This window comes from Plectonema radiosum NIES-515 (assembly GCF_025753815.1).
GTDB classification, from domain to species: domain Bacteria; phylum Cyanobacteriota; class Cyanobacteriia; order Cyanobacteriales; family Nostocaceae; genus Hassallia; species Hassallia radiosum_A.
Window position 1 is genome coordinate 81,990 of the sequence record NZ_JAOWRF010000250.1, and the last position, 20,530, is coordinate 102,519.

The following is a 20,530-nucleotide window of genomic DNA, read 5'->3' on the forward strand; positions in this document are numbered from 1 at the left end:
TGTGCATGTTTATTGATGAGTTATAATACCAGTGAAATTACTAAGTTCGGCGTTGTTTGATTACTTTTACTGTGAAAATGATGCTGGAACGATTTTGCCTGGTTTGAGCCTCTATTTTCAAGGCAGGTCTAATACTTTTCTAAGTTCAATCATCTTTTGATTCCAAACAACCCTAATGTTCCCTGCTGAATTGACCTTGCTATGCGTTTAAGCGTACTCTCGTGGGATATCTGATTAAACAATGCCAAAAAGAGAGCATTTGGCAAACTCTCACCCCATCGCAGTAGCCATTTCAAAGGTTTGTAACTGAAAGCTGCGTGAAACTGTGGATGAGTAACAAGCAGATGATGAACCTTTTTTCTTTCTGACCTGGGTGCACCCTGAAAGCGAGCCAACAAGTAACATTCGTAATAGTGCCAGACATTAGCTTCCAGACCCGCTAGACTTTCTGCCACCTCTACACCATAAATTTTTTTGAGAAACTGCTTCTGTTCTTGGTGTACTCGCTTTGCAGTCTCGTGCTCTCGTACCAATATGTCGGTTGTGATGGAGGTAAAACTCGTGAGATTTGCACCGTGTAAGCGGAACTTACTAAGCACTTCTGACACAGGTACTATTTCAGTGACAAACGGAGCGAGACGGAAAATTAGACTATCAGCATTGCGTCTAAAGGCTTCGTTCATTGGGAAGATTAAGTCCCCGACCTCGCGACGGATACAAAGTGCAGAAGCAGGGGGTATGTTTTCAAAGCGTCCGCCATGTTCTAATCCAGATAATGCCACCCAGCCTGATGCTAAATTTTTTATCATGGGGGTCGGTTTGATCAATTGTCCTTGACCATCAATTTGATAGACATCGTGAATGACAAAGCCACCCTTGAGGTCAGATTGAAACGCTTCAACAACTTTTTGTACCTTATCGGGCATCCATACATCATCCGCATCCAACAGACAGACAATTTCACCGTTGCTTTTGCTGTAAGTTGTATTTAATGCAGAAGCTACACCGCCATTCTGCTGACGTATCAGCTTGATTCGGGAGTCTTTTTTGACATAAGTTTCGATGACTTGACAGGAGTTATCTTTGGAACCGTCATCACAAACGATCGCTTCCCAATTAGAGTAGGTCTGAGAAAGTACACTCTCCAAAGTTTCCCCAATGTACTTTTCATAGTTGTAGTTGGCAATCAGTATTGAAACTAAAGGCAATTCTTTTAGCTCGGAAAGTTCGATTGGTTCTAGCTTTTCAATTTTTAGTTCTTGCATACACTCATCCCTCCGACTTAGTGTTATGAATTTATGGTTGATTACCTTTTTTAACTCACCTACCATTCTGCTTAAAATACTAACTATCGCTTAAATTTTCAGTTTAAAAATAAGTCATCTCATTTACACAAAAATACCTAAAAACGTGTTCTACCAAAAAATTAAATCTTGTCTACAAGCATTTTTACTCAAAAAAGTAGCAATTATGGGATTCTAACTTAGTAGTTACCCTTAAAGGATTCTGTCATACTTTTTCGGCACGTTGGCACACATTCCGGAAATTTTAATTAGCATATGTACTGAGGAACGTCATTAATTTAATTATGAAGCGCTGTAATAGTTGTGTAGTCGAACTTTGAGCTATGTAAAAAAAAATGAAATACTTGGTAAATAATATAACTAATTTATAAATATTTGATTTTTTCCGGATATAGTTGCGTAGGTTTGAATAATATATGCAGAATTTTTTTACCAATTAAGTTCAGCGCTAAGTGCAGTTACCAAAGGCTGCAAAATGTAAGTTTAACGTGCGTAGATTCCGCAAAAATCACCCGTCTTTAGTTACAGTGGAGACGGGGGACAATCAAACAGAACTTCTGTAGCAAGAAACGAGGTAGTTATGATAAAGATTAAGCGCAGAAGGAGAGTCTCCTCTATGCTTGCCATCATCTGTGGGATAATACTACTTTCTTTTGTGTTTGCTGTCACAAACCCCAGACTTTCTTCTGTGTCAGGGATTTTTGCAGACAAGTCTCTCACTCAAGCCAAGAATCCATGCATCATTGGTACTAGCTCAACACAGGATAAGCTCTTTCCCGATAATTTAGTGGTTAATGTTAAGACCCGCTATGCAGCAAAGGGAGATGGTGTTACAGATGATACTCAAGCAATCCAGAAGGCAATGCGGGAGAATGTGGGGAAAAACAAAATTCTCTACTTTCCTCAAGGGACATATTTGGTGAGCGATCGCCTAGAGTGGAAAGACACAAACGGTAAATGGCAATCGCAGCTATGGCTCCAAGGACAGAACCGTGCCACCACTATTATTCGGTTGAAGAACAATGCACCTGGTTACAACTCTACCAGTAACCCTAGAGCAGTAGTCTACACCGCGTCAGGACTCTACATAGAACAGCCTAACGGCGGCGGAAAGGACTATCCAGCTAAGGGAGAGGGGAACGAGGCGTTTGCCAACTACATCGAAGACCTGACAATTGACACTGGTAATAACCGTGGAGCGATCGCACTCGATTATTTAGCTAACAACATCGGTGCGGTTCGCAATGTCACACTTCAAGGGAGAGGACTCGTCGGTCTTGACATGACTCGCAAATGGATTGGTCCTGCTCTAATCAAGAACGTCTTTGTCGAAGGCTTTGATTATGGTATTCGTATTGCCGGCGAGGTCAATGGTATTACTCTTGAGCATATTAATCTTTGCAATCAAAAAACTGTTGGTCTAGAGAATTTAGGAAATGTTGTAGCTATCCGAAACCTCTCAAGCAGCAATAGTGTCCCAGCGGTACGCAACACCAACAGCACGAGCCTTATTACCCTTCTCGACGCGGATCTTCGTGGCAGCAGTCACTCGGTAAGTGCTATTGAGAATAATAGCCGTATGTTTGCTCGGAATGTCCGCTCATCTGGTTATCGGTCAGCAATTATGCAAGATAATAAGGTCGTAAAGGGGACAAAGATTAGGGAGTTTACCTCCAACGCTCCTTTTACTTTGTTTAAATCTTCCGCAAACACCTCTCTCAATCTTCCGATTAAGGAGTCGCCAAGCTTCCATGATAATAATCTCTCAAATTGGGCAAACGTTGAGGATTTTGGTGCAAAAGGGAAAAACCCCGATGGAAGCGATGAATGGGGGGACGATACAGTTGCGATTCAAAAGGCACTTGATTCTCGAAAATCCACTATTTATATTCCACCAGGTCGCTATTTTGTGAGTGATACCCTACATGTTAGGGGAAATGTTCGCAAAATCTTTGCGATGGGTGCTACGTTTTCTCCTGGTGGGACAGCTTTTGGAGATATAAATAATCCGAAACCGTTCTTTCGGATTGAGGATGGAACAGCAACTGACGTCACCATTGAACATGTTAGTGTTCTAAATCTTGTTCAACAAGCCCCACCACAAGCTGGACTTATTGGTTTTGAACAAGCCACCTCCCGAACATTATTTTTGAAGGATGTGACTTGCTGCTCATTGAGACCGAACGATCAAAAGTATGTATTTCGGAACAAGCCAGGAGCCGGAAAGCTCTTTATTGAAGATGTATCCGCTGAAGGTTGGCAATTTGAGCATCCTCAACAGGTATGGGCACGTCAGCTTAACCCTGAAGGTAGTAGTGAGAAGATATTTAATAACGGCGGAAAACTCTGGGTGTTAGGTTTGAAGACTGAAGGAGGTAATGTCAACACTGTTATCCATACTAAAGGAGGTGGTGTCAGCGAGTTATTTGGAGCGCTCTTGTACGTGACGGGGAACGTTTCACCAAATCAAATCGCTTTTATCAATGACAACTCTCAAGTTACACTCTCTTATGCCACTATTAGCTACGGAGCCAACGACTTCCAGATTCATGTTCAAGAAACACGGGGGTTTAAGCGTTCTCAACTCACTCGCAATCGGCTCCTTGGACACGGTAATGGACGTGCGGTGCCGCTTTATGTAGGAGGGCAGTAAACTACCCACACTCTACCGTCAGGTCTGTGTGGGCTTTTAGTAGCCCTGAACTGTCTCTAGTGAGATCGCAATACAAACAATTCGAGCCTCTGGGCTGGTTTACAAAAAAAACGCCGAATCCCAGTATGAATCTGAATGTAGAGATGCAAGGGTATCGCGTCTCTACAACGGTTCTGATACTAGGCAAAATCATTTTTATACATGAAATCAGCAACGCCACCCAATCTAAAATAGATTGGCGATCGCCAAAAAAGCACCTTAATAGTAGATCCCACAACAGAATTGACGCGATTTCTGTTACTTTTTCTAATAGCTGTTGCTTTTATTCAGCGGTCATTAACTCGATCGAAGTTAGTACTGTGTATTTATCATCCTGCAACTATTCAGTAGTTTTGCAGAAGTGAGATGTTCCCGCTCTATGCTTTAATCTTAGTTTAGGTGCAAAAAACGAGTCTACCAAAAAAAAAGCAAGTATTCAGGCTGAATACTTTGGTTTACCGTGGAGCCCACACAAATATTCCCAGTCATCCTCAAATTTTTGCCGACATTAAACTCTATCGTCTATCTAAGATAGGCTCAATATTTTGTTTCATTGGATGGATATTTGGTTTAGTGACTGCCTCCCAGAAATGAACAGTTCTAATGGACATCGACCGTTGTTTTATTATGCGTTGCCCGAAACCCTTGTAGAGAAGTGAAATTTCACGTCTTTACATCTTTTGCAGCAGATGTCTAATGTCCGGTGATGGACGAATCCCCACCTCTAGCGAAACTAAGAGACGGGGAAGCGTCAAAATAAGTTCCCTATTAAGAAGCGAGGTAGTTGTGACAAAGTTTAAACGCAGAAAGAAGATATTGTCTAAACTTTCCATCATGTGTGGAATAACAGAACTTTCTTCTGTTGCTGACGTTAATGAACCTACACCTAGCAAAATAGTTGCGACAAAGTTTAAACGCAGAAAGAAGATATTGTCTAAACTTTCCATCATGTGTGGGATAGCAGAACTTTCTTCTGTTGCTGAGGTTAACGAACCGACACCTAGCAAAATAGTTGCGACAAAGTTTAAGCACAGAAAGAAGACATTTTCTAAACTTTCCATCATGTGTGGGATAGCAGTACTTTCTCCTGCTGCTTTCGTTAACGAACCGACACTTAGTGCAAACATCCCCTCTCAATTAGGGGTTTCTGAGAAGGTGGCTGTCAACCCAGGAGAAAATAGATGTGTCAGTGCCAATAGTTCGGAGGATAAGCTTTTTCCCGAAAATATGGTGATTAATGTTAAGACTCAATATGGAGCCAGAGGTGATGGTGTCACAGATGATACTCAGGCAATCCTAAAAGCGATTCGGGAGAACGTGGGTACAAATAGAGTTGTCTATTTCCCTGAAGGAACTTATCTTGTGAGCGATCGCCTAGAATGGAAAGACACGAACGGTAAATGGCAATCGCAGCTAAGGCTCCAAGGACAAAACCGCACCAAAACTATTATTCGGTTGAAGGACAATGCACCTAGTTATAACGATCCTAGCAACCCTAGAGCATTAGTCTATACCGCATCGGGACTCTATACCACAGATGCTTACGCCGGAGGAAAGGACTATTCGGGTAAGGGAGAGGGGAACGAGGCTTTTGCAAACTACATTGAAGACCTGACCATTGACACTGGTAATAACCGTGGAGCGATCGCACTCGATTATTTAGGCAACAACATGGGTGCGGTTCGCAATGTCACACTTCAAGGGAGAGGACTTGTCGGGCTTGAGATAACTCGAAAGTGGATTGGTCCTGCTCTGGTCAAAAACCTCGTTGTAGAAGGCTTTGATCGTGGTATTCGTATTGCCGGCGAGGTCAACGGTATGACTCTCGAACACATTAGTCTTTGCAATCAGAAAACTGTCGGTTTAGAGAATTCGGGAAATATTGTCGCAATACGAGACCTCTGGAGCAGCAATAGTGTGCCGGCGATACGTAGCACAGGCATGACGGGTCTTATAACCCTTCTTGATGCCGAGCTTTATGGCAATAATCCGTTAGTAAGTGCTATCGAGAGCAATAGCCCTATGTTTGCCCGCAATGTCAGTTCGTCAGGTTATTTGTCTGCAATTATGCAAGATAACAAGGTCTTGCCGGAAACTACGGTCAAGGAATATACCTCAAACACTCCTTTTAGTTTGTTTACATCTTCGGCAAAGACCTCTCTCAATCTTCCAGTTGAGGAGCCTCCAAGCTTTCATGATAATAATCTCTCAAACTGGGCAAACATTGAGGATTTTGGTGCAAGAGGGAAAGCAGCAGATGGTGGCGAAGAATGGGGCGATGATACGGCTGCAATTCAAAACGCCCTTGATTCAGGAAAATCCACCGTTTACATTCCACCTGGTCGCTACTATGTGAGTGATACCTTACACGTCAGGGGTAATGTTCGCAAAATCATTGCAACGAATGCTACGCTTTCTCCTGGTGGAAGAGCTTTTGGGGATGCAAACAATCCGAAACCATTCTTTCGGATTGAGGATGGAACAGCACCTGATGTGACCATTGAACGTGTTGGTATCACAAATATTACTCCAGATGCCTCACCTGGATTGATTGGTTTTGAACATGCCAGTTCCCGAACACTGTTTTTGAAAGATATGGGCTGCTGCTCATGGAGAACTACCGACCAGAAGTATGTGTTTCGGAACACGCCAGGAGCCGGAAAGCTCTTTGTTGAGAATGTATCCGGAGAAACTTGGCGCTTTGAGCATCCGCAACAGGTATGGGCGCGTCAACTTAACCCTGAAGGTACTAATCAGAAGATATTCAATAATGGCGGGAAGCTCTGGGTATTAGGTCTTAAGACCGAAGGAGGTAATGTCAACACTGTGATCCATACCAAAGGAGGTGGTGCAACCGAGTTATTGGGAGCGCTCTTGTACGTCACTCAAAGCGTGTCATCTAATGCGATCGCTTTTATCAATGACAATTCTCAGGTTACACTCTCTTATGCCACAAGAAAGTATGGAACTAACGATTTCCAGATTCAGGTTCAAGAAACACAGGGATCTCAAAGCCGTCAACTCACTGGCGATCAGGTTTTCCAATACACTAATGGTAGTACAGTGCCGCTCTACGTAGGAGGGCAGTAAAGGAGAAAATTAGAGGTTTGAGAGTCGTAGTTTTAATCACAAATTCTCGTTAAAAACCTCTTTCTCGCCAGTCTAGTAGTCTGTCAAATTCATTTTGACTGATGGGTAGTGGGAGCATCTTGCTCGCACTACCAATCAATTTAACCTTGACAGACTACTAGAAGACTGGAGCTACAAACAAAGCCCGCGATTAGTCGCGGGCTTTGAATCAGGTGCATTAAAAGCTGGGTTCTCGTGTGTAAATCCTGATTGACCTATTTGAAAACCGCTATATGCGTCAACCAAACCCTTGTAGAGACGCGAAATTTCGCGTCTCTACATTCTTTTCCACGACGTTTGTCTATTAGACATAGGTGTGAAAATGAATGTAGAGACGTAGCACTTGGTAGTCTCTTGGGGTTTGGATAACGCATATAGCGGTTTTCACTTTCTATGTCTATTGACTCACTGCGCCACTTCTTTCTCAAACAAGCCTAATGCTCGCAGTACTGCTTGATCCATGTCGTAATACTTGTAATCTGCAAGTCGCCCTGCAAACAGTACAGTACCGTTGAGTTTCTCTATTTCTTTGAGGTAAAGGTCTAGACGCCCACGGTTATCCTCATTCAGGATGGGGTAATAGGGGTCGTTTTTCCCTGGTACATAAGCTTGGGGATATTCCATCACCAAAGTAGTTTTGGGTGAGGTTTGTCCTGACAGGTATTTCTGCTCGGTGATGCGGGTGATGTCGTAATCGTTAGGATAGTTAACTGTACCAACTTCTTGATAGTGCTCTTGATCTAAAGTCTCAAATTGAAAGCGCAAGCTACGATAGGGCAATTCACCATACATATAATCGAAGAAGGTATCAATCGGACCAGTGCAGAGTATCCGGTTAAACTTGATGTCGTTAATGACTTCACGGTAATCTGTGTTCAAGAGCACCTTTATGTTGGGGTGATCCAGCATTTTACCGAACATTTCGGTGTAGCCAAGCTTGGGCATAGCTTGGTAGGGGTCTTGAAAATAACGGTCATCCCGACTGATGTAGACTGGAACACGTCCTGTAACTCCCCGGTCTAGCTCTTCTGGTTTCACTCCCCACTGCTTCATGGTGTAGCGGAGAAAGACATTTTCATAAATGTAATCAGCCAGGAAGGTTAAGTCACCACTCGCGCTTTCACGCAGTTTTAGAATGGGTACTTTGACCCCAAAACCAAAGTTTTCTAGGAGTAAATTTTCTAGCTTCTCTGCATAGCGGGGTGGAAAAAGGGCGTATAGAGAATTTAGATTAAAGGGGATGGGGACTTTTTTGCCTTCAACTACTCCTAGAACATGGTGATAGTAATGTCTCCACTCGGTAAATTGAGATAGGTAATCCCAAACTTTTTTAGATTTGGTGTGGAAGATATGGGGACCGTATTTGTGGACTAAAATTCCATGCTCGTTGTAGTAGTCGTAAGCATTGCCACCAATGTGGTTTCGCTGTTCTACAATTAGCACTCTTTGTCCTAGCTGATTAGCAATTCGTTCAGCCATAACACAAGCTGAATAGCCTGCTCCAATAATTAACCAATCAAATTTCATGACTTATTACTCCTTGAGGCAAAGTTGAGGATATATTTCTGGTAAATACTCTGTCATGGCAGATGTTTGAGGTCCAAATGAAAAATGTCCAGCAAACAAATTTTGAATAACAACTATGACTCTGGACATCTCAGTACAGTCTTTACAGAGATATTCTTCATCTATACCAAGGCAACCTTCTTGAAGGGAAACTCTAAGACCACCTATTGCTTCCCAAAACTCTCTTTCAAAAAGAATGGCTCCAATACTAAACCGATGAGGTGATGCTGAGTATTTAAAAGGTTGAGAAGCAATATATTGAGCCACTTCATCAAATGGGAGGCTTTTTTCCCACAACCATTTAGCAGCTTCACCATCATAAAAAGCTTTAATTCCGTTAACTGCGTGTTTGAATTCGCCAAATTTAGCTTTGTATTCATCATCAGCATTGATACTTCTAAGAAAGCTAATGTATGAATAGCCGTTAATGTTAAGTAAGGGGGCACAAAAGCCTGGGTTATATAAACCCTCCTTCTTGACGTATAAATATCCCTCTAATAGTTTTTCACAAAAGTTTTCGGAGATGAAAATATCTTCGTCCAATTTGTATATCCATTGGGCTTTTGTATGTTTGGCGATCGCTAGGTTTTGAACTAGTGAAACCTTGTTAGCTTTTGTGTAGAGGTAAGACCAGCCATGCTCTGCTGCCATTTGTGCTAGCGGTTCAGAATACAATCCAGAGGAAAGGATACAGATATCAACATCTGACGGGACAAATTTAGCAATTCTACTCAAAGTTAGGGGCCAGAGAAAACTTTTGTAACCAGCAAGCACTATCAAAAGACGTTCAGACCCTTTGCTTCTATCGATGAATGTATGAGAACCCCTAAAATTTAGCCACTGAATCAACTTTTGATTCAACTTGCGGACTACTCTAGTCATGAGCCAAAGTGGCCAATTATGCTGGTTCAGCAGCCTTTTTAATCTCACATGAAGTTTGTCTGCCATATTTATTTTACTGTTTTTATTGTTATGTTTATCAAGGTCTTAACTGACTTTCGCAATTTCAGTTATTTGCAATTCTGTAGCCTGCTGGTATAAATGTTGATGGATTCGCTCTACGAAAGGTTGATATACTGACTCAGGGGACAGTCTGTTAATAACGTAAGCTTGAGCTTGCTCTTCCATAAATCTGCGTTTGTCAGGGTTTGTCAGGATCTGATGTATGGCTGCGGCAAAGTCATTAGGTGTGTCTGCCAGTAAGATAGCTTTGTCTACAATTTCCTGAAGTCCCTGAGCACCAATAGTAGTTGCAACACAGGCACGACTATAAGAAAGTGCCTCTACGAGCTTAATTTTAAGACCACTACCAGCTAATAATGGGACTAGACAAACTTCAGCCACACCATATTCAGCACTGAGATCGTCAACCTTGCCAAGAAACTTCACGTTGGGAAATGTGCCTTGAATCTTTTCACCTACTGCTCCACAAACGTGCAGATTACTGTGAGGATTTAGTTCCAGAACTAAATGCCACACTTTTTCTAGAAACCACTGGAGACCATGTACATTGTGGGGGGAATCACTGCCTACGAATAAGCAGCGACCTCTTACTTGGCTGGAGGGGTAAGTCTTGCAAGTGGCAGACATTGGCATACAAATCACGTCAGACAGAGGAGCCATTTCCTTAAAGGTCTTAGCTTCTTCTGATTGAATTGCAAGCAGTATATGAGCCTTGCGGAGTTGAATTGCTTCGTTTTCCCAATCCCAGTTTGAATGACGTGAGGCTGTTCCTACTTGCTTAAAATGTGCTACTCGTTGATGAAGTACATCATGAGTTAGTATTACTTTGACAACCGAGGTCTTCGCGGGAAGAACATCTAAGACAGAACCTAACCAAGCATAATTGGCAATTACAACGTCTGGTTTAACTCTATTAAATTCTGATTTAACAAATGCTAATTCTTCTGGAGTTGGCAGCGTATCTACAGCTTCTATCTGGTTATTATTTATGGTAGCAATTGTGTGTAACTTCTCTTGTTGTTGTCTTTTTTTTATAGCGCGGTAAATACTCTTGACAAAATTTGGTAACAGATAATTGTAGAGCAGTCGTGGTGGGACAAAAATCCAGTCCAAAAATGGTCTGAATCTCAATAAAATAAATTTAATGGGAAAATTACCGCTGGCAGACATATTAACAAATTCTCTGAAGGAAGAGGGAATGACATACCAGGGAGTTTTGCCACCAGGTGTTGAACTAATTATTGTGTATTCAATTTGAAAGCCTTTTTTGTGTAAGTAGCGTATGAAGTCCAGCAGATATGCAGTGCCACCAAAGTGGCTATATGGTGGAGTTCTACTAATTATTTGGATCTTTAAAGATTTATGCATATCTAGTTTTTTACTCTTTTAAGGTTACTTACAGGTATTAAGTTTTTGAAGCTAAATTCAGCGCTTGAAAAAGCCTAAGTTTAACGTTTGGTAGTAACTTATCAGGATTATTTAAAAAATACTTACAGCTTTGCCAAAGTTTGGTATTATATAATTGGTATTTAAAAGTTATTTGGCACTTTTGAAATAAAGGTAATTTTTGTCTATACGCTTTTAATAATTGTTCTGCGCGGAAGCCACTTTGTCCGCTTTTTATATCATTGACGGTTTTAGTACCCTCAATTTGCTGATAATTTCCCCAAGTTTCATCTACATAGTTTACTTTTGCAGATTGGACTGCTTTAAGTAAAAAATCTAAGTCCATTAGATAGTGTTCATCAACTTTGTAGAGTCCGATATTTTGATGTAGTGAAGTGTGGTAAAAATAAGCTGACGGATTCATGGGATGAGGATTTACTTTAAAACCTAAAAGTAGGTCTGTCAGTTTTAGCTTGGCTGGTTTATTGATATACATAAGGTTATGATTATCATCCCAAATTTTACAATTACCAACTAGCAGGCTTGGTTCTGGTAGAGTTTTAAATATGTCTGATACCCGATTTAAAACATTTAGTTCATAATAATCATCAACATTGAGGATTGCTAAAATTTCTCCTTTTGCCATTGCAATTCCCTTGTTCATTGCATCAGACTGTCCCTTATCTTTTTCACATATCCAACGGATATGTGAAAAATTTTCTACATATTGTTTGATGATTTCTACAGTGCGGTCTGTTGAACCACCATCTACAATTATGTGTTCAACGTCAGGGCAGTTTTGTTCAATGACAACCTTGATGCAGGCTTCAATGAATCTTTCTCCGTTGTAAACTGGTGTGATGATGCTGATCATAGTGTTGTTTACCTAAGATAATGGACGCTTTATTAATAATTTAGAAATTTACTCCTTTCATCTGTATAATATTAGTTATGGTAATTTAATATTTTTATACAAACCAAATTGCCCCTTGGTTTCCCAATGTATACTCTAGATTTTCATTCCGTTTGCCGATAGGCTTTGCAGGAACACCGCCAACAATCGTATGTGGTTCAACTGATTTTGTAACGACTGCTCCTGCTGCGACAATAGAGCCTTTGCCAACAGTTACTCCTGGCAAAATAACAGAGCGACAACTAATCCAGGCGTAATCTTCAATCACAACAGGACTTGACTCAATTCCGAAATTGGAACACTGTGGATCGTGTTGCATTGTCCAGATCATGACCTCAGAGGAAAAGTTGACGTTGTTACCAATTTGTAAACCTCCTCGTCCATCTAAAGTGCAGTTATGTCCGATTGTTGTTTTTGTTCCGATTGTTATGTTATGCGGGTCACGTATCTCGGCACCCATATAAATAAGACTTCCAGCGCCCAATTTCATTCCCCATGACCGGATAAGGTGATGCCTAATGGTTTGTGAAGGAAATCTCATGAGACAATATGAGAGCAAAAATTTCAACCCAGCTTTCATTTCATTGAATTTACTCATAGCAAATTTTGAATGACAGAACAGCTTTGTTACTTTATACACTTTCTGTTAACTAAAACCGGATAAATACTGAAAAAATGCACTTAAGTTTGTAATGTTGACGGTATAACTCTTATGTATCGCGGAACTTGTAGTTTTGATGGATATTCCAATCGGGCGATCGCTCGACATTTTTAACTCAGGTGTAGATGCACCTGCCATTCCAGGCTAGAGGAGGTTTTTGACGCTGGCGATCGCTGATAGCATAGAGTTGAAGTTTTTAATAGAAACATTCGGCATGAAGTTTAAGGCAATTGTTCACCAAGCTGAAGAAGGTGGATATTGGGCGGAGGTTCCTGCTCTACCTGGTTGTATTACTGAGGGTGATACTTGGGAAGAGTTAATGGCTAATCTCAAGGATGCGATTGAAGGATGGCTTGAGGTCGTTAATAGACCTAGAAAAAGAAAATTAAATATGCGTTGTCCAAAACCCCAACAGACGTAGCACAGAATAGTCTCTACGCTGAAGAAGATTTGTAATAAAAAGCGATCGCCCACCTCTAAATCAACACGAATAAGCTAATTTTCGTTCCTGTTTCTCTAAAATCTGGCGATACAAATCAAGGTATCGCTGTGCCTGAAGTTCTAGGGTGTACTCTGAGAGAGCGATCGCTTGACAATTTTGACTGGTACGTAGATTTTATACAGCTTTCTTCATCCACAAGCTACCACCAGTATTGCGTAAACATAAAGGCATATTGCGCTCAAGCTTATCCCGATGAAACTCTCCCATGAATGAGTTGAAGTATAAGATGTGAAATACTGGATTGTATTGAAGAAAAGCTCTTAAAAAGTAATCTTCATTCCACGCTCTTCCCTCTTTAACCCACTCTTTTGGATACTCGAAAGAATAAAAAACATCGTGGAAGTGTATAATTACTCCAGGCTTAAGCCGTGGCAGGATCTCAAAGATGATATGTGCAACATCACTGCCAATTTTAACTACGTGTGACGAATCCACAAACAAGATGTCACCTGCATCTAGCGTTTGAAATAACTCAAGTTCAACTTCTTGAACTGGTTTCTCAATTACTTTATGCTGGCGCTTATCCTTTTCGTTTAATAAGCTGTAAAGTCGTTCAGGATATGGTTCGATGAACGCGAAATTTGTAGCACTACCCAAAAAGGCATCATTAGTATCCAGCATCACTGCTGAGGAAAAGCCAGACCCTATCTCAATCACTTTTTTTGGCTTAAAATGACGCAGCATACCATATAGGATGATAGCATCTGAGTAGCAGAAAAAAGTATTTTGGTAGTAATATCGGCTAGACGTGCTTTGTAGTTCTGGAAAAGGTAATTCCTCATAGTAGAGTGCAAGCTCCTCAAGTATTTTGAGTTGGTCTTCCTCTCTTAAGTCTACGCCTGGACACTCTTTCTCCCGCCTAAAAATTAAATTTTCTCTGCTATTTATATCATTAAGACTAGGAATAGGCGAATAGAAATGACCAGGTGGAAAAATGCGTAGAAATGGAGAGGAGTATAACTTATCAAAGTCGTAACCATGTTGTAATAAACGATACAAGTTACGAAATCCAGGAATACTACTAACTAATGTTTTAAGTTGGCTCATGATTATTTGTTTTAGTTACTATATTGGTTTGAAATTGCTTTTGTATGTAGATAGCGATCGCCCACCTCTAAATCAACACTTATTAGCCAATGTTCGTCCCTGTTTCTCTAAAATCTGGCGATACAAATCAAGGTATCGCTGTGCCTGAAGTTCTAGGGTGTACTCTGCCTCGTGCGATCACTTGACAATTTTAACTCATGCGATCGCAGATTTATTAAATTTCAAAATTTCTTGAATCGCTAAAGCTTCTCCTCTTTTTCTTGCCTGATAAAAGCGGCGATCCTTCGGATTCATCTTCCAACTTTTCAAATATGCAAGTATTTTTTGCTGCCACGACGTAATCGGTGGGGTTGGAGTTTTACCTCGAAAGGAATCTAAGATTAGGAGAGAATATGCTCCCCCTTCAACTAATCTAATTAGATATTCTTCAGTCAAACGACTGGCTGGCATTAAATGTATCAGCTTCAAAGCCGTAAACTGTCCCGTGCCTAAACCAATGTCACAGGATGTAAATGCTAAATCCGAATCTCCACAAGAGAGTAATATTTCACCCTGACGAGCTACACCTTTTCGATCTAAACCTAACCTAACCGAATCATGTTTTAGTAAATCAGCATACTTCTGTGCGACAACTTTTCGTAGACACATTCCAGCCCCACAAGGAGTTGTTTCATGCTGGTGCAGCAAGTTTGACCATTTATCTACCTCAAATTCTCGAATAGCCAAAAGTGGTAAATATGGTTTAGCCCAGTCAGGGGGTGTTTTCTCAAATTCACCCTTAATTTGCCCACCCCAAGCACCAAGGAATGGGAAGTCTTTACTGATTTGTAACGTTACTTCAAGATAGTCGGAATCGAGAACATTATCATCGTCAACAAAAACCAGTATTTCGGCTTGGGCTTCCCGAATTCCACGCAACCGGGCAGGTGTAAGACCTAATTGGTCTTCTCGAACATGACGAGCGTTAGGATGCCAACTGAGGTCAATTTCTGAAGAAAGTATTTTTTCACCCGCATTGTCAATAAGCAACAGTTCCCACCGTTCATAAAACAATGTTTGAGACTTCAACGCTGCTAATACTTTATCGAGATAATCACGTTTAGGATTGTGGGTGCAGACGATGACACTTATAGCTGGTTCCATGACATAATTCCTAATTCTTCGTTCAAGAATAAACTTCTAAATTTTCTCCAGAGAAAGCAGTAAAATTGTCTATGATTATAAATTTACAGGCTGCGCCCAACCTAGCTTCAATAGCACCTTAATAAAAAAGATTTTTATACCTAACTTTAGTGAAGAGCTAACTACCGACGGTGATGAATGACATAGTAAAGCTTCTCTAAGTTGGTTTTTGGCAGCATAACGATCGCCTACACTAAAAAATTCATTTGCAGTATTAAGTGCATAAAATGCATAGTTCCTTAATGCTGTTTGTGTAAGTTTATCAGCACACTCAGTTGGCAAATATTCCCGCACTATATCAACTGCTTTACGAAAGTCTTGAATGTTCTTACCAGTTCGTACAGATTGTCCAGTTAATGAAGCTGAACCTGTGCGGTATAAAGCTAGTGGCTCAACTTCGTACCACACTGGGTAGCAAGCAGCAATACGAACCCACATTTCCCAGTCTTCACCCCAACATGACATGCGACGGTCATACCCGCCAAGTTTTTCGTATACATCACGTCGTACCACAATTGATGGAGTTTGAATACGCTGCCGCACAGCAATTTGCTCTAGCCAATTACTCAGAATACCGCTTTCTGGCTCTTCTAAGGAAGAAATATATGTCCAGTGTCCATGCTCATCCATATGAAGATGACGACAAAAAGCAGCTCCAACTTCAGGGTTTTCTTCAAAACCTCGTTGCAGCTTGCGATAAAAGCCATCTCTGACGCAATCATCACCGTGTAGAAGATGAATCAACTTACCACGCGATCGCTGCAAACAAGTTTCAAAATTTCTGATATAACCTACGTTCTCAGGTTGTCGATAAAAACTAACGCGACCATGACCTAATTCTTCAACTACTGCCGCTGGATCATCTTTGGTGGAGTGATCGTCAACCACCTCAATCTGCATGACATCATATCCTGGATCTTGGGCTAATACGCTAGCCAGTGTCTCGCGCAGATAATTTGCACAATTATAAGTGGGAATCATGACAGACCACAAAGTCCGTGGAGTGCCCTCTGGCACGGGTGGAATAGTAGCTCGATAGGGGTATTGTTGACTCATAACTATTATATTGCGCTTGTCTCTGCCTAATTTAATTGGCTACTTTATGGGTGTACTCAAAGAATTTCTTGAAGTCATTGATTGGTTTTTCTAAAAAGTGCCATGAAATGGTAGCTAAAATGATAGTGGCGACAGTAGAGAATAGTGCTATGACTAACTGTGAGTTATAGCTTGATAGTCCAAAGACATCAAATGCTTTACGAACCACGTATGGCATAAAGTTATGTATGACGTAAATACCATAACTAATTTTACCTATATAAATCAAAGGTTTAGACTCCATAATATCTCCTATAATGCCTTTGAAACCTCTCGATGCTTGTGCAATTAGCCATGTAAAAATTAATCCTAATGCAGTATCATGCAAGATATTTGCTATCAATATAGGGCTATGTATACGATTTATTATATTAATTAATAACCACAGAGGAAGACCAATTAGGACGAATACATTTACTAGTTTTTTAGTAGAGATATTAAACAACTCTTCTTGATGCCTTAAATAAGCAAGCAATGAGCCTAATCCAAGAGTATCTAAGGAACTTGGCATTAATACCCAAATTGCAACCTGATTTAAGCCAACTATGGGACCTGCTAACCTAAACAAAGGTCCAACTAAAATTAAAATAATGATTGTGGGTAATAATGATTTTTTAGGTAGAAACAAGATTAGCCACGGCAATAGCAAGTAAAACTGTTCTTCTACTGCCAAAGACCAGAAATGACTAACTGAGTCATAAAAGTCCCCCCGTATTGCAAAGTAAACATTAGACAGATATGGAATATGCCAAGCAATTGTTTCTCTCACTGGGGGAATATTTACAAGAGCGGCTAAAGCTAAAGTTGCATAGTAAAGAGGGAAGAGCCGCAAAAAGCGACGGATGTAAAATTGACGTAGGGTAAAGAATCGTGTTTGTTTCCCTGAAGCAATATACTGTCGGCACTTTAACAAGATGCTGGTAATCAGAAAGCCGCTTAATACAAAAAATAGTTTTACTCCCAATTCTCCCCAATAAATACCAAATATCCAGTAATTTTTAGGCAGATAGTGGGTATAAAGCACTGCGAAGACAGCAATAGCACGAAGGCCATCAAGCTGTTTCATGTATTTTAACGCACTACTATTTTTGGATATAGACATCAGGATTTTAGTGAAATTTTTCTTCAAACGAGGTAAAGGCTACGACAGAAGGCAACACCCATTTCTGAATTCTGCTCAAAGGCTTGTTAGAGCTTACGAGAGAAATCTTCTCGCACGCAATCATCACCGTGTAGAAGATGAATTAAATGCCCGCGCGATCGCTGCAAACAGGTTTCAAAGTTTCTGATATGACCTACGTTCTCAGGTTGTCGATAAAAACTAACGCGACCATGACCTAATTCTTCAACTACTGCCGCTGGATCATCTTTGGTGGAGTGATCGTCAACCACCTCAATCTGCATGACATCATATCCTGGATCTTGGGCTAATACGCTAGCCAGTGTCTCGCGCAGATAATTTGCACAATTATAAGTGGGAATCATGACAGACCACAAAGGTCGTGGAGTGCCCTCTGGCACGGGTGGAATTGTTGCCCGGTAAGGATGTTGTTCATTCATAATGATTAGCCGATCACTGGCTTGTCAAGGTTGGAAAGTTGTAAAGAAGTACCGCTTTGGGTCTTCTGGCAAAAGAGAAAGTCACGCATTTGCTTGCCAACCACCTCAAGGGAAAAGTACTCTTGTGCGCGACTGCGGGCACGCTTGCCCAACTCTTGTCCCCAAGCTTCATCATCCAAAATCCGACCGAGTGCCAACGCCAGCGCGGTCGGGTTCTCGCGTGGCACTACTACCCCACCTGAAGCCTCGCCCCTCTCAAGGATGTCGGGCACACCGGGAGCATCGGCTGCTACCACGGGCAGTCCGCAAGCCATTGCCTCAATCGGTGCTACTGGAAAACCCTCGTGTCGGGATGGGAGGGTATAAACGTCGGCAGCCGAGAGGTATTGCCAAAGCGCGGTGCGATCGCGCACATATTTGTCTACCCATAACACACCTCGCAGTTCCATAGTTGCAATGCGCTGGCGCAGTTCCTTGGCATCGCTACCCGTTCCTACCAGCAGCAACCGCAGGTCTCGCTCAGGGCGATCGCAGCAGATCCGATTCCAAGCCTCTAGCAGAATATCCAACCCCTTCTGGTGTATATCAATTCGTCCGTGACACACCACCACCCGAGCATCGATTGGGATACCGAGTGCAGCCCGTGCCTCGTTCCGGTCAATAGCGTGCCATGTCGTCACGTCCATTGGGTTGAAAATAGGTGCCAGCTTGGCAGGGGGCATCCCATAGCATTCACTTACCCGCTGTCTCTCGGTTTGTGTAGCGATGAGTAAGCCTGCACATACTTGCAACGCAAGTGGGCGTATGGCGCGTTCCAGGCGGCTTCCCTGCCCGTTACCCCCCTGAAAACTAGCGAATACCGGCAAACCCATCAACTGCCCCAACAGCACGCCCATGTCAAAGCTAGGGTACTCGTAGTCTTGAAACAAAATGGCATCGCAACTCTCGCGTCTGAGTTCGCAGGCAAGCAACCCCAAGGGCATAATTAGGTAAGAGTTTAGGCTCTTGATCACTGCTCGCTTTGAGAAAAAGTTCCAACGGGTAATGTAGCTAAAGGCACGGTGTATCTTTGGCACAGGCAGCACGCATACTGTAGCGCCAGTAGGTAAATGCGTAAAGCGTAACGTCTTAGAAACACGGGCTGAAACGAAGATTAATACTGTTCGCACGCCAGCTTGTCGGAGAGCATCGATGTAGTTAAACATCCACCCGCCCGTCAGCTCCGTGCGTAAAGTCTCTAACGAAACTCCGATGGTGTCAAAAAAGTCCTCAAATAGGTAGTGACAAGATAGCAAAGCTATCGTTGGCTCAGACTGGGTACTCATCGGGTGAAGTCTTCCACCCACATCGCATTCATTTTGCATCTTGATACCTCTTTTTTTACTATAAAATACCGTGCCTACTGTCCGCAGCCATCAAACTTTGTTTTCATCACTCAGACTCATTTTTGCTATGTTTCTTAGCCCATTGCATATAATCTTCAGATACAACTAAAAAATTCTTCTTTACTAAAGAGTTCACATCTTCTAGTTGGCAAGCTGTCTCTTGCTTAATGTTAAGAGCTGGGTCTTCTTCCAATCTCTTCCAATACATTTCATATTCATGGCTGGCAGACATAGCGTATCTATCTGTTTTTACAGCATCTTTAACCTTGTCATAAAATGAACTTAGAAAGGGGTAGTGTAGCAAGACGCAGGTAAAATCAGCTATGTTTGCATTATGAACTTGATGACAATTGGCAAAAAGACTAATTTTTTGGTCAACAAAAACCAAAGCTGCCTTTGTTAAGCAATTATTAGAGCCAAACAGAGTTTTGCGAATCCCGCCCCAATGCCAGTTTACATCCTTGTTTGATGCAGTTCCATAAGGATACCTTTCCTTATTAATATTAGAAATATCATAATAAGTATAGATATCTTGAAGAGAATCCTCCTTTTTACTTTTCAAGCTAGCCAAACTTTGATCTGAAAATAAATCTAACATTTGCGTCACAACGGCAGTGTAGCAATTATTGTTGAGATGGGTTAGAAGTGAGCTTATGCTAATAACATTAGAGCAAGGATAGTCAAATAGTTCATCAATATCGGAAAAAATATTCCATTTATTCTTTGAAAATCTATTGACTAGATAAAATTTCATTAAATCTTCATACTTTCTGTAAGGACATTTAGTTTGAAGAATAGTCACTTGGTCATAATTACGTGCTATGGCGATAGTGTCATCCGTTGAATTATTATCTAGAAAGACTATATGCTTAACTCCTAATGAAAGATAATGCTCAATAAATGACTTGATGTACAATTGTCCATTTCTAACCACACAAAGCACTATCAGCTCGTCGATTGCATAATCTATTTTCTTTGAACCATAAATATGTCTTATGCTAGTTTTTAGAATCAGAGGACGAATATAATGCTCCATAACCCTTGAAGGGTTGCGGCAGAGTGAGATTACCGCGCGTATTTTCCTCCAAAACCAAGGATGTTGCTCGTTCATAGTAAACTCCTTAAAGTGATTGGCTTGCTATGAT

At 41.4% G+C, this 20,530-nt stretch carries 17 protein-coding genes; 3 read left to right on the forward strand and 14 right to left on the reverse strand.

Features of this window, described 5'->3' with window-relative positions; all coding sequences use genetic code 11:
- Window positions 1-149 precede the first annotated feature (149 nt).
- Window positions 150-1,265 (reverse strand): glycosyltransferase, encoded by a 1,116-nt coding sequence (locus OGM63_RS17245; protein WP_263746837.1) that lies wholly within the window; start codon window positions 1,263-1,265, stop codon window positions 150-152.
- Window positions 1,266-1,920: 655 nt separating this feature from the next.
- On the opposite strand from OGM63_RS17245, the gene OGM63_RS17250 reads away from it, so the two are divergent.
- The gene (locus OGM63_RS17250) at window positions 1,921-3,957 is read left to right on the forward strand and encodes a glycosyl hydrolase family 28-related protein (RefSeq protein ID WP_263746838.1); all 2,037 of its coding nucleotides are present in this window, start codon (window positions 1,921-1,923) and stop codon (window positions 3,955-3,957) included.
- Between the two features lie 710 nt (window positions 3,958-4,667).
- Here OGM63_RS17250 and OGM63_RS17255 read toward each other — a convergent pair.
- Window positions 4,668-5,123 carry a hypothetical protein gene (locus OGM63_RS17255; RefSeq protein ID WP_263746839.1) on the reverse strand — a complete coding sequence of 152 codons (456 nt, stop codon included), beginning with the start codon at window positions 5,121-5,123 and terminating at the stop codon, window positions 4,668-4,670.
- 28 nt (window positions 5,124-5,151) lie between these two features.
- Between OGM63_RS17255 and OGM63_RS17260 the strand changes: the two genes are divergently transcribed.
- Entirely contained in the window at window positions 5,152-7,086 is a 1,935-nt protein-coding gene (locus OGM63_RS17260) for a glycosyl hydrolase family 28-related protein (protein WP_263746840.1), read from the forward strand.
- A 444-nt stretch (window positions 7,087-7,530) separates the two neighbouring features.
- Here OGM63_RS17260 and glf read toward each other — a convergent pair whose 3' ends face one another.
- The 5 genes from glf to OGM63_RS17285 all read right to left on the reverse strand — a co-directional run bounded on the left by glf (window position 7,531) and on the right by OGM63_RS17285 (window position 12,413).
- Window positions 7,531-8,652 carry a UDP-galactopyranose mutase gene (gene glf / locus OGM63_RS17265; RefSeq protein ID WP_263746841.1) on the reverse strand — a complete coding sequence of 374 codons (1,122 nt, stop codon included), beginning with the start codon at window positions 8,650-8,652 and terminating at the stop codon, window positions 7,531-7,533.
- Window positions 8,653-8,658: 6 nt separating this feature from the next.
- Window positions 8,659-9,573: a hypothetical protein gene (locus OGM63_RS17270; RefSeq protein WP_263746842.1), complete on the reverse strand. Its 915-nt coding sequence runs from the start codon at window positions 9,571-9,573 to the stop codon at window positions 8,659-8,661.
- Between the two features lie 105 nt (window positions 9,574-9,678).
- Window positions 9,679-11,022, reverse strand: a complete 1,344-nt coding sequence (locus OGM63_RS17275; protein WP_263746843.1) for a glycosyltransferase — start codon at window positions 11,020-11,022, stop codon at window positions 9,679-9,681.
- 37 nt (window positions 11,023-11,059) lie between these two features.
- On the reverse strand, window positions 11,060-11,914 hold the full coding sequence (locus OGM63_RS17280; RefSeq protein ID WP_263746844.1) for a glycosyltransferase family 2 protein: 855 nt from the start codon (window positions 11,912-11,914) through the stop codon (window positions 11,060-11,062).
- A 94-nt stretch (window positions 11,915-12,008) separates the two neighbouring features.
- Complete coding sequence (locus OGM63_RS17285; RefSeq protein WP_263746845.1) at window positions 12,009-12,413, reverse strand: acyltransferase; 405 nt, start codon at window positions 12,411-12,413, stop codon at window positions 12,009-12,011.
- Window positions 12,414-12,828: 415 nt separating this feature from the next.
- Between OGM63_RS17285 and OGM63_RS17290 the strand changes: the two genes are divergently transcribed.
- Complete coding sequence (locus OGM63_RS17290) at window positions 12,829-13,035, forward strand: type II toxin-antitoxin system HicB family antitoxin (protein ID WP_263746862.1); 207 nt, start codon at window positions 12,829-12,831, stop codon at window positions 13,033-13,035.
- A gap of 195 nt (window positions 13,036-13,230) precedes the next feature.
- On the opposite strand, the gene OGM63_RS17295 is transcribed toward OGM63_RS17290, so the two are convergent.
- The 7 genes from OGM63_RS17295 to OGM63_RS17325 form a co-directional block, all read right to left on the reverse strand.
- On the reverse strand, window positions 13,231-14,163 hold the full coding sequence (locus OGM63_RS17295) for a class I SAM-dependent methyltransferase (protein WP_263746846.1): 933 nt from the start codon (window positions 14,161-14,163) through the stop codon (window positions 13,231-13,233).
- 195 nt (window positions 14,164-14,358) lie between these two features.
- Window positions 14,359-15,306, reverse strand: a complete 948-nt coding sequence (locus OGM63_RS17300; protein WP_263746847.1) for a glycosyltransferase — start codon at window positions 15,304-15,306, stop codon at window positions 14,359-14,361.
- Window positions 15,307-15,381: 75 nt separating this feature from the next.
- Window positions 15,382-16,401 carry a glycosyltransferase family 2 protein gene (locus OGM63_RS17305; RefSeq protein ID WP_263746848.1) on the reverse strand — a complete coding sequence of 340 codons (1,020 nt, stop codon included), beginning with the start codon at window positions 16,399-16,401 and terminating at the stop codon, window positions 15,382-15,384.
- Window positions 16,402-16,432: 31 nt separating this feature from the next.
- Window positions 16,433-17,506, reverse strand: coding sequence for an acyltransferase family protein (locus tag OGM63_RS17310; RefSeq protein WP_263746850.1), 1,074 nt, complete (start codon window positions 17,504-17,506; stop codon window positions 16,433-16,435).
- 122 nt (window positions 17,507-17,628) lie between these two features.
- Window positions 17,629-18,000, reverse strand: a complete 372-nt coding sequence (locus OGM63_RS17315) for a glycosyltransferase family 2 protein (RefSeq protein ID WP_263746851.1) — start codon at window positions 17,998-18,000, stop codon at window positions 17,629-17,631.
- A 5-nt stretch (window positions 18,001-18,005) separates the two neighbouring features.
- Window positions 18,006-18,791: a glycosyltransferase family 4 protein gene (locus OGM63_RS17320; protein WP_263746852.1), complete on the reverse strand. Its 786-nt coding sequence runs from the start codon at window positions 18,789-18,791 to the stop codon at window positions 18,006-18,008.
- 640 nt (window positions 18,792-19,431) lie between these two features.
- Complete coding sequence (locus tag OGM63_RS17325; protein ID WP_263746853.1) at window positions 19,432-20,496, reverse strand: glycosyltransferase family 2 protein; 1,065 nt, start codon at window positions 20,494-20,496, stop codon at window positions 19,432-19,434.
- Between the last annotated feature and the right edge of the window lie 34 nt (window positions 20,497-20,530).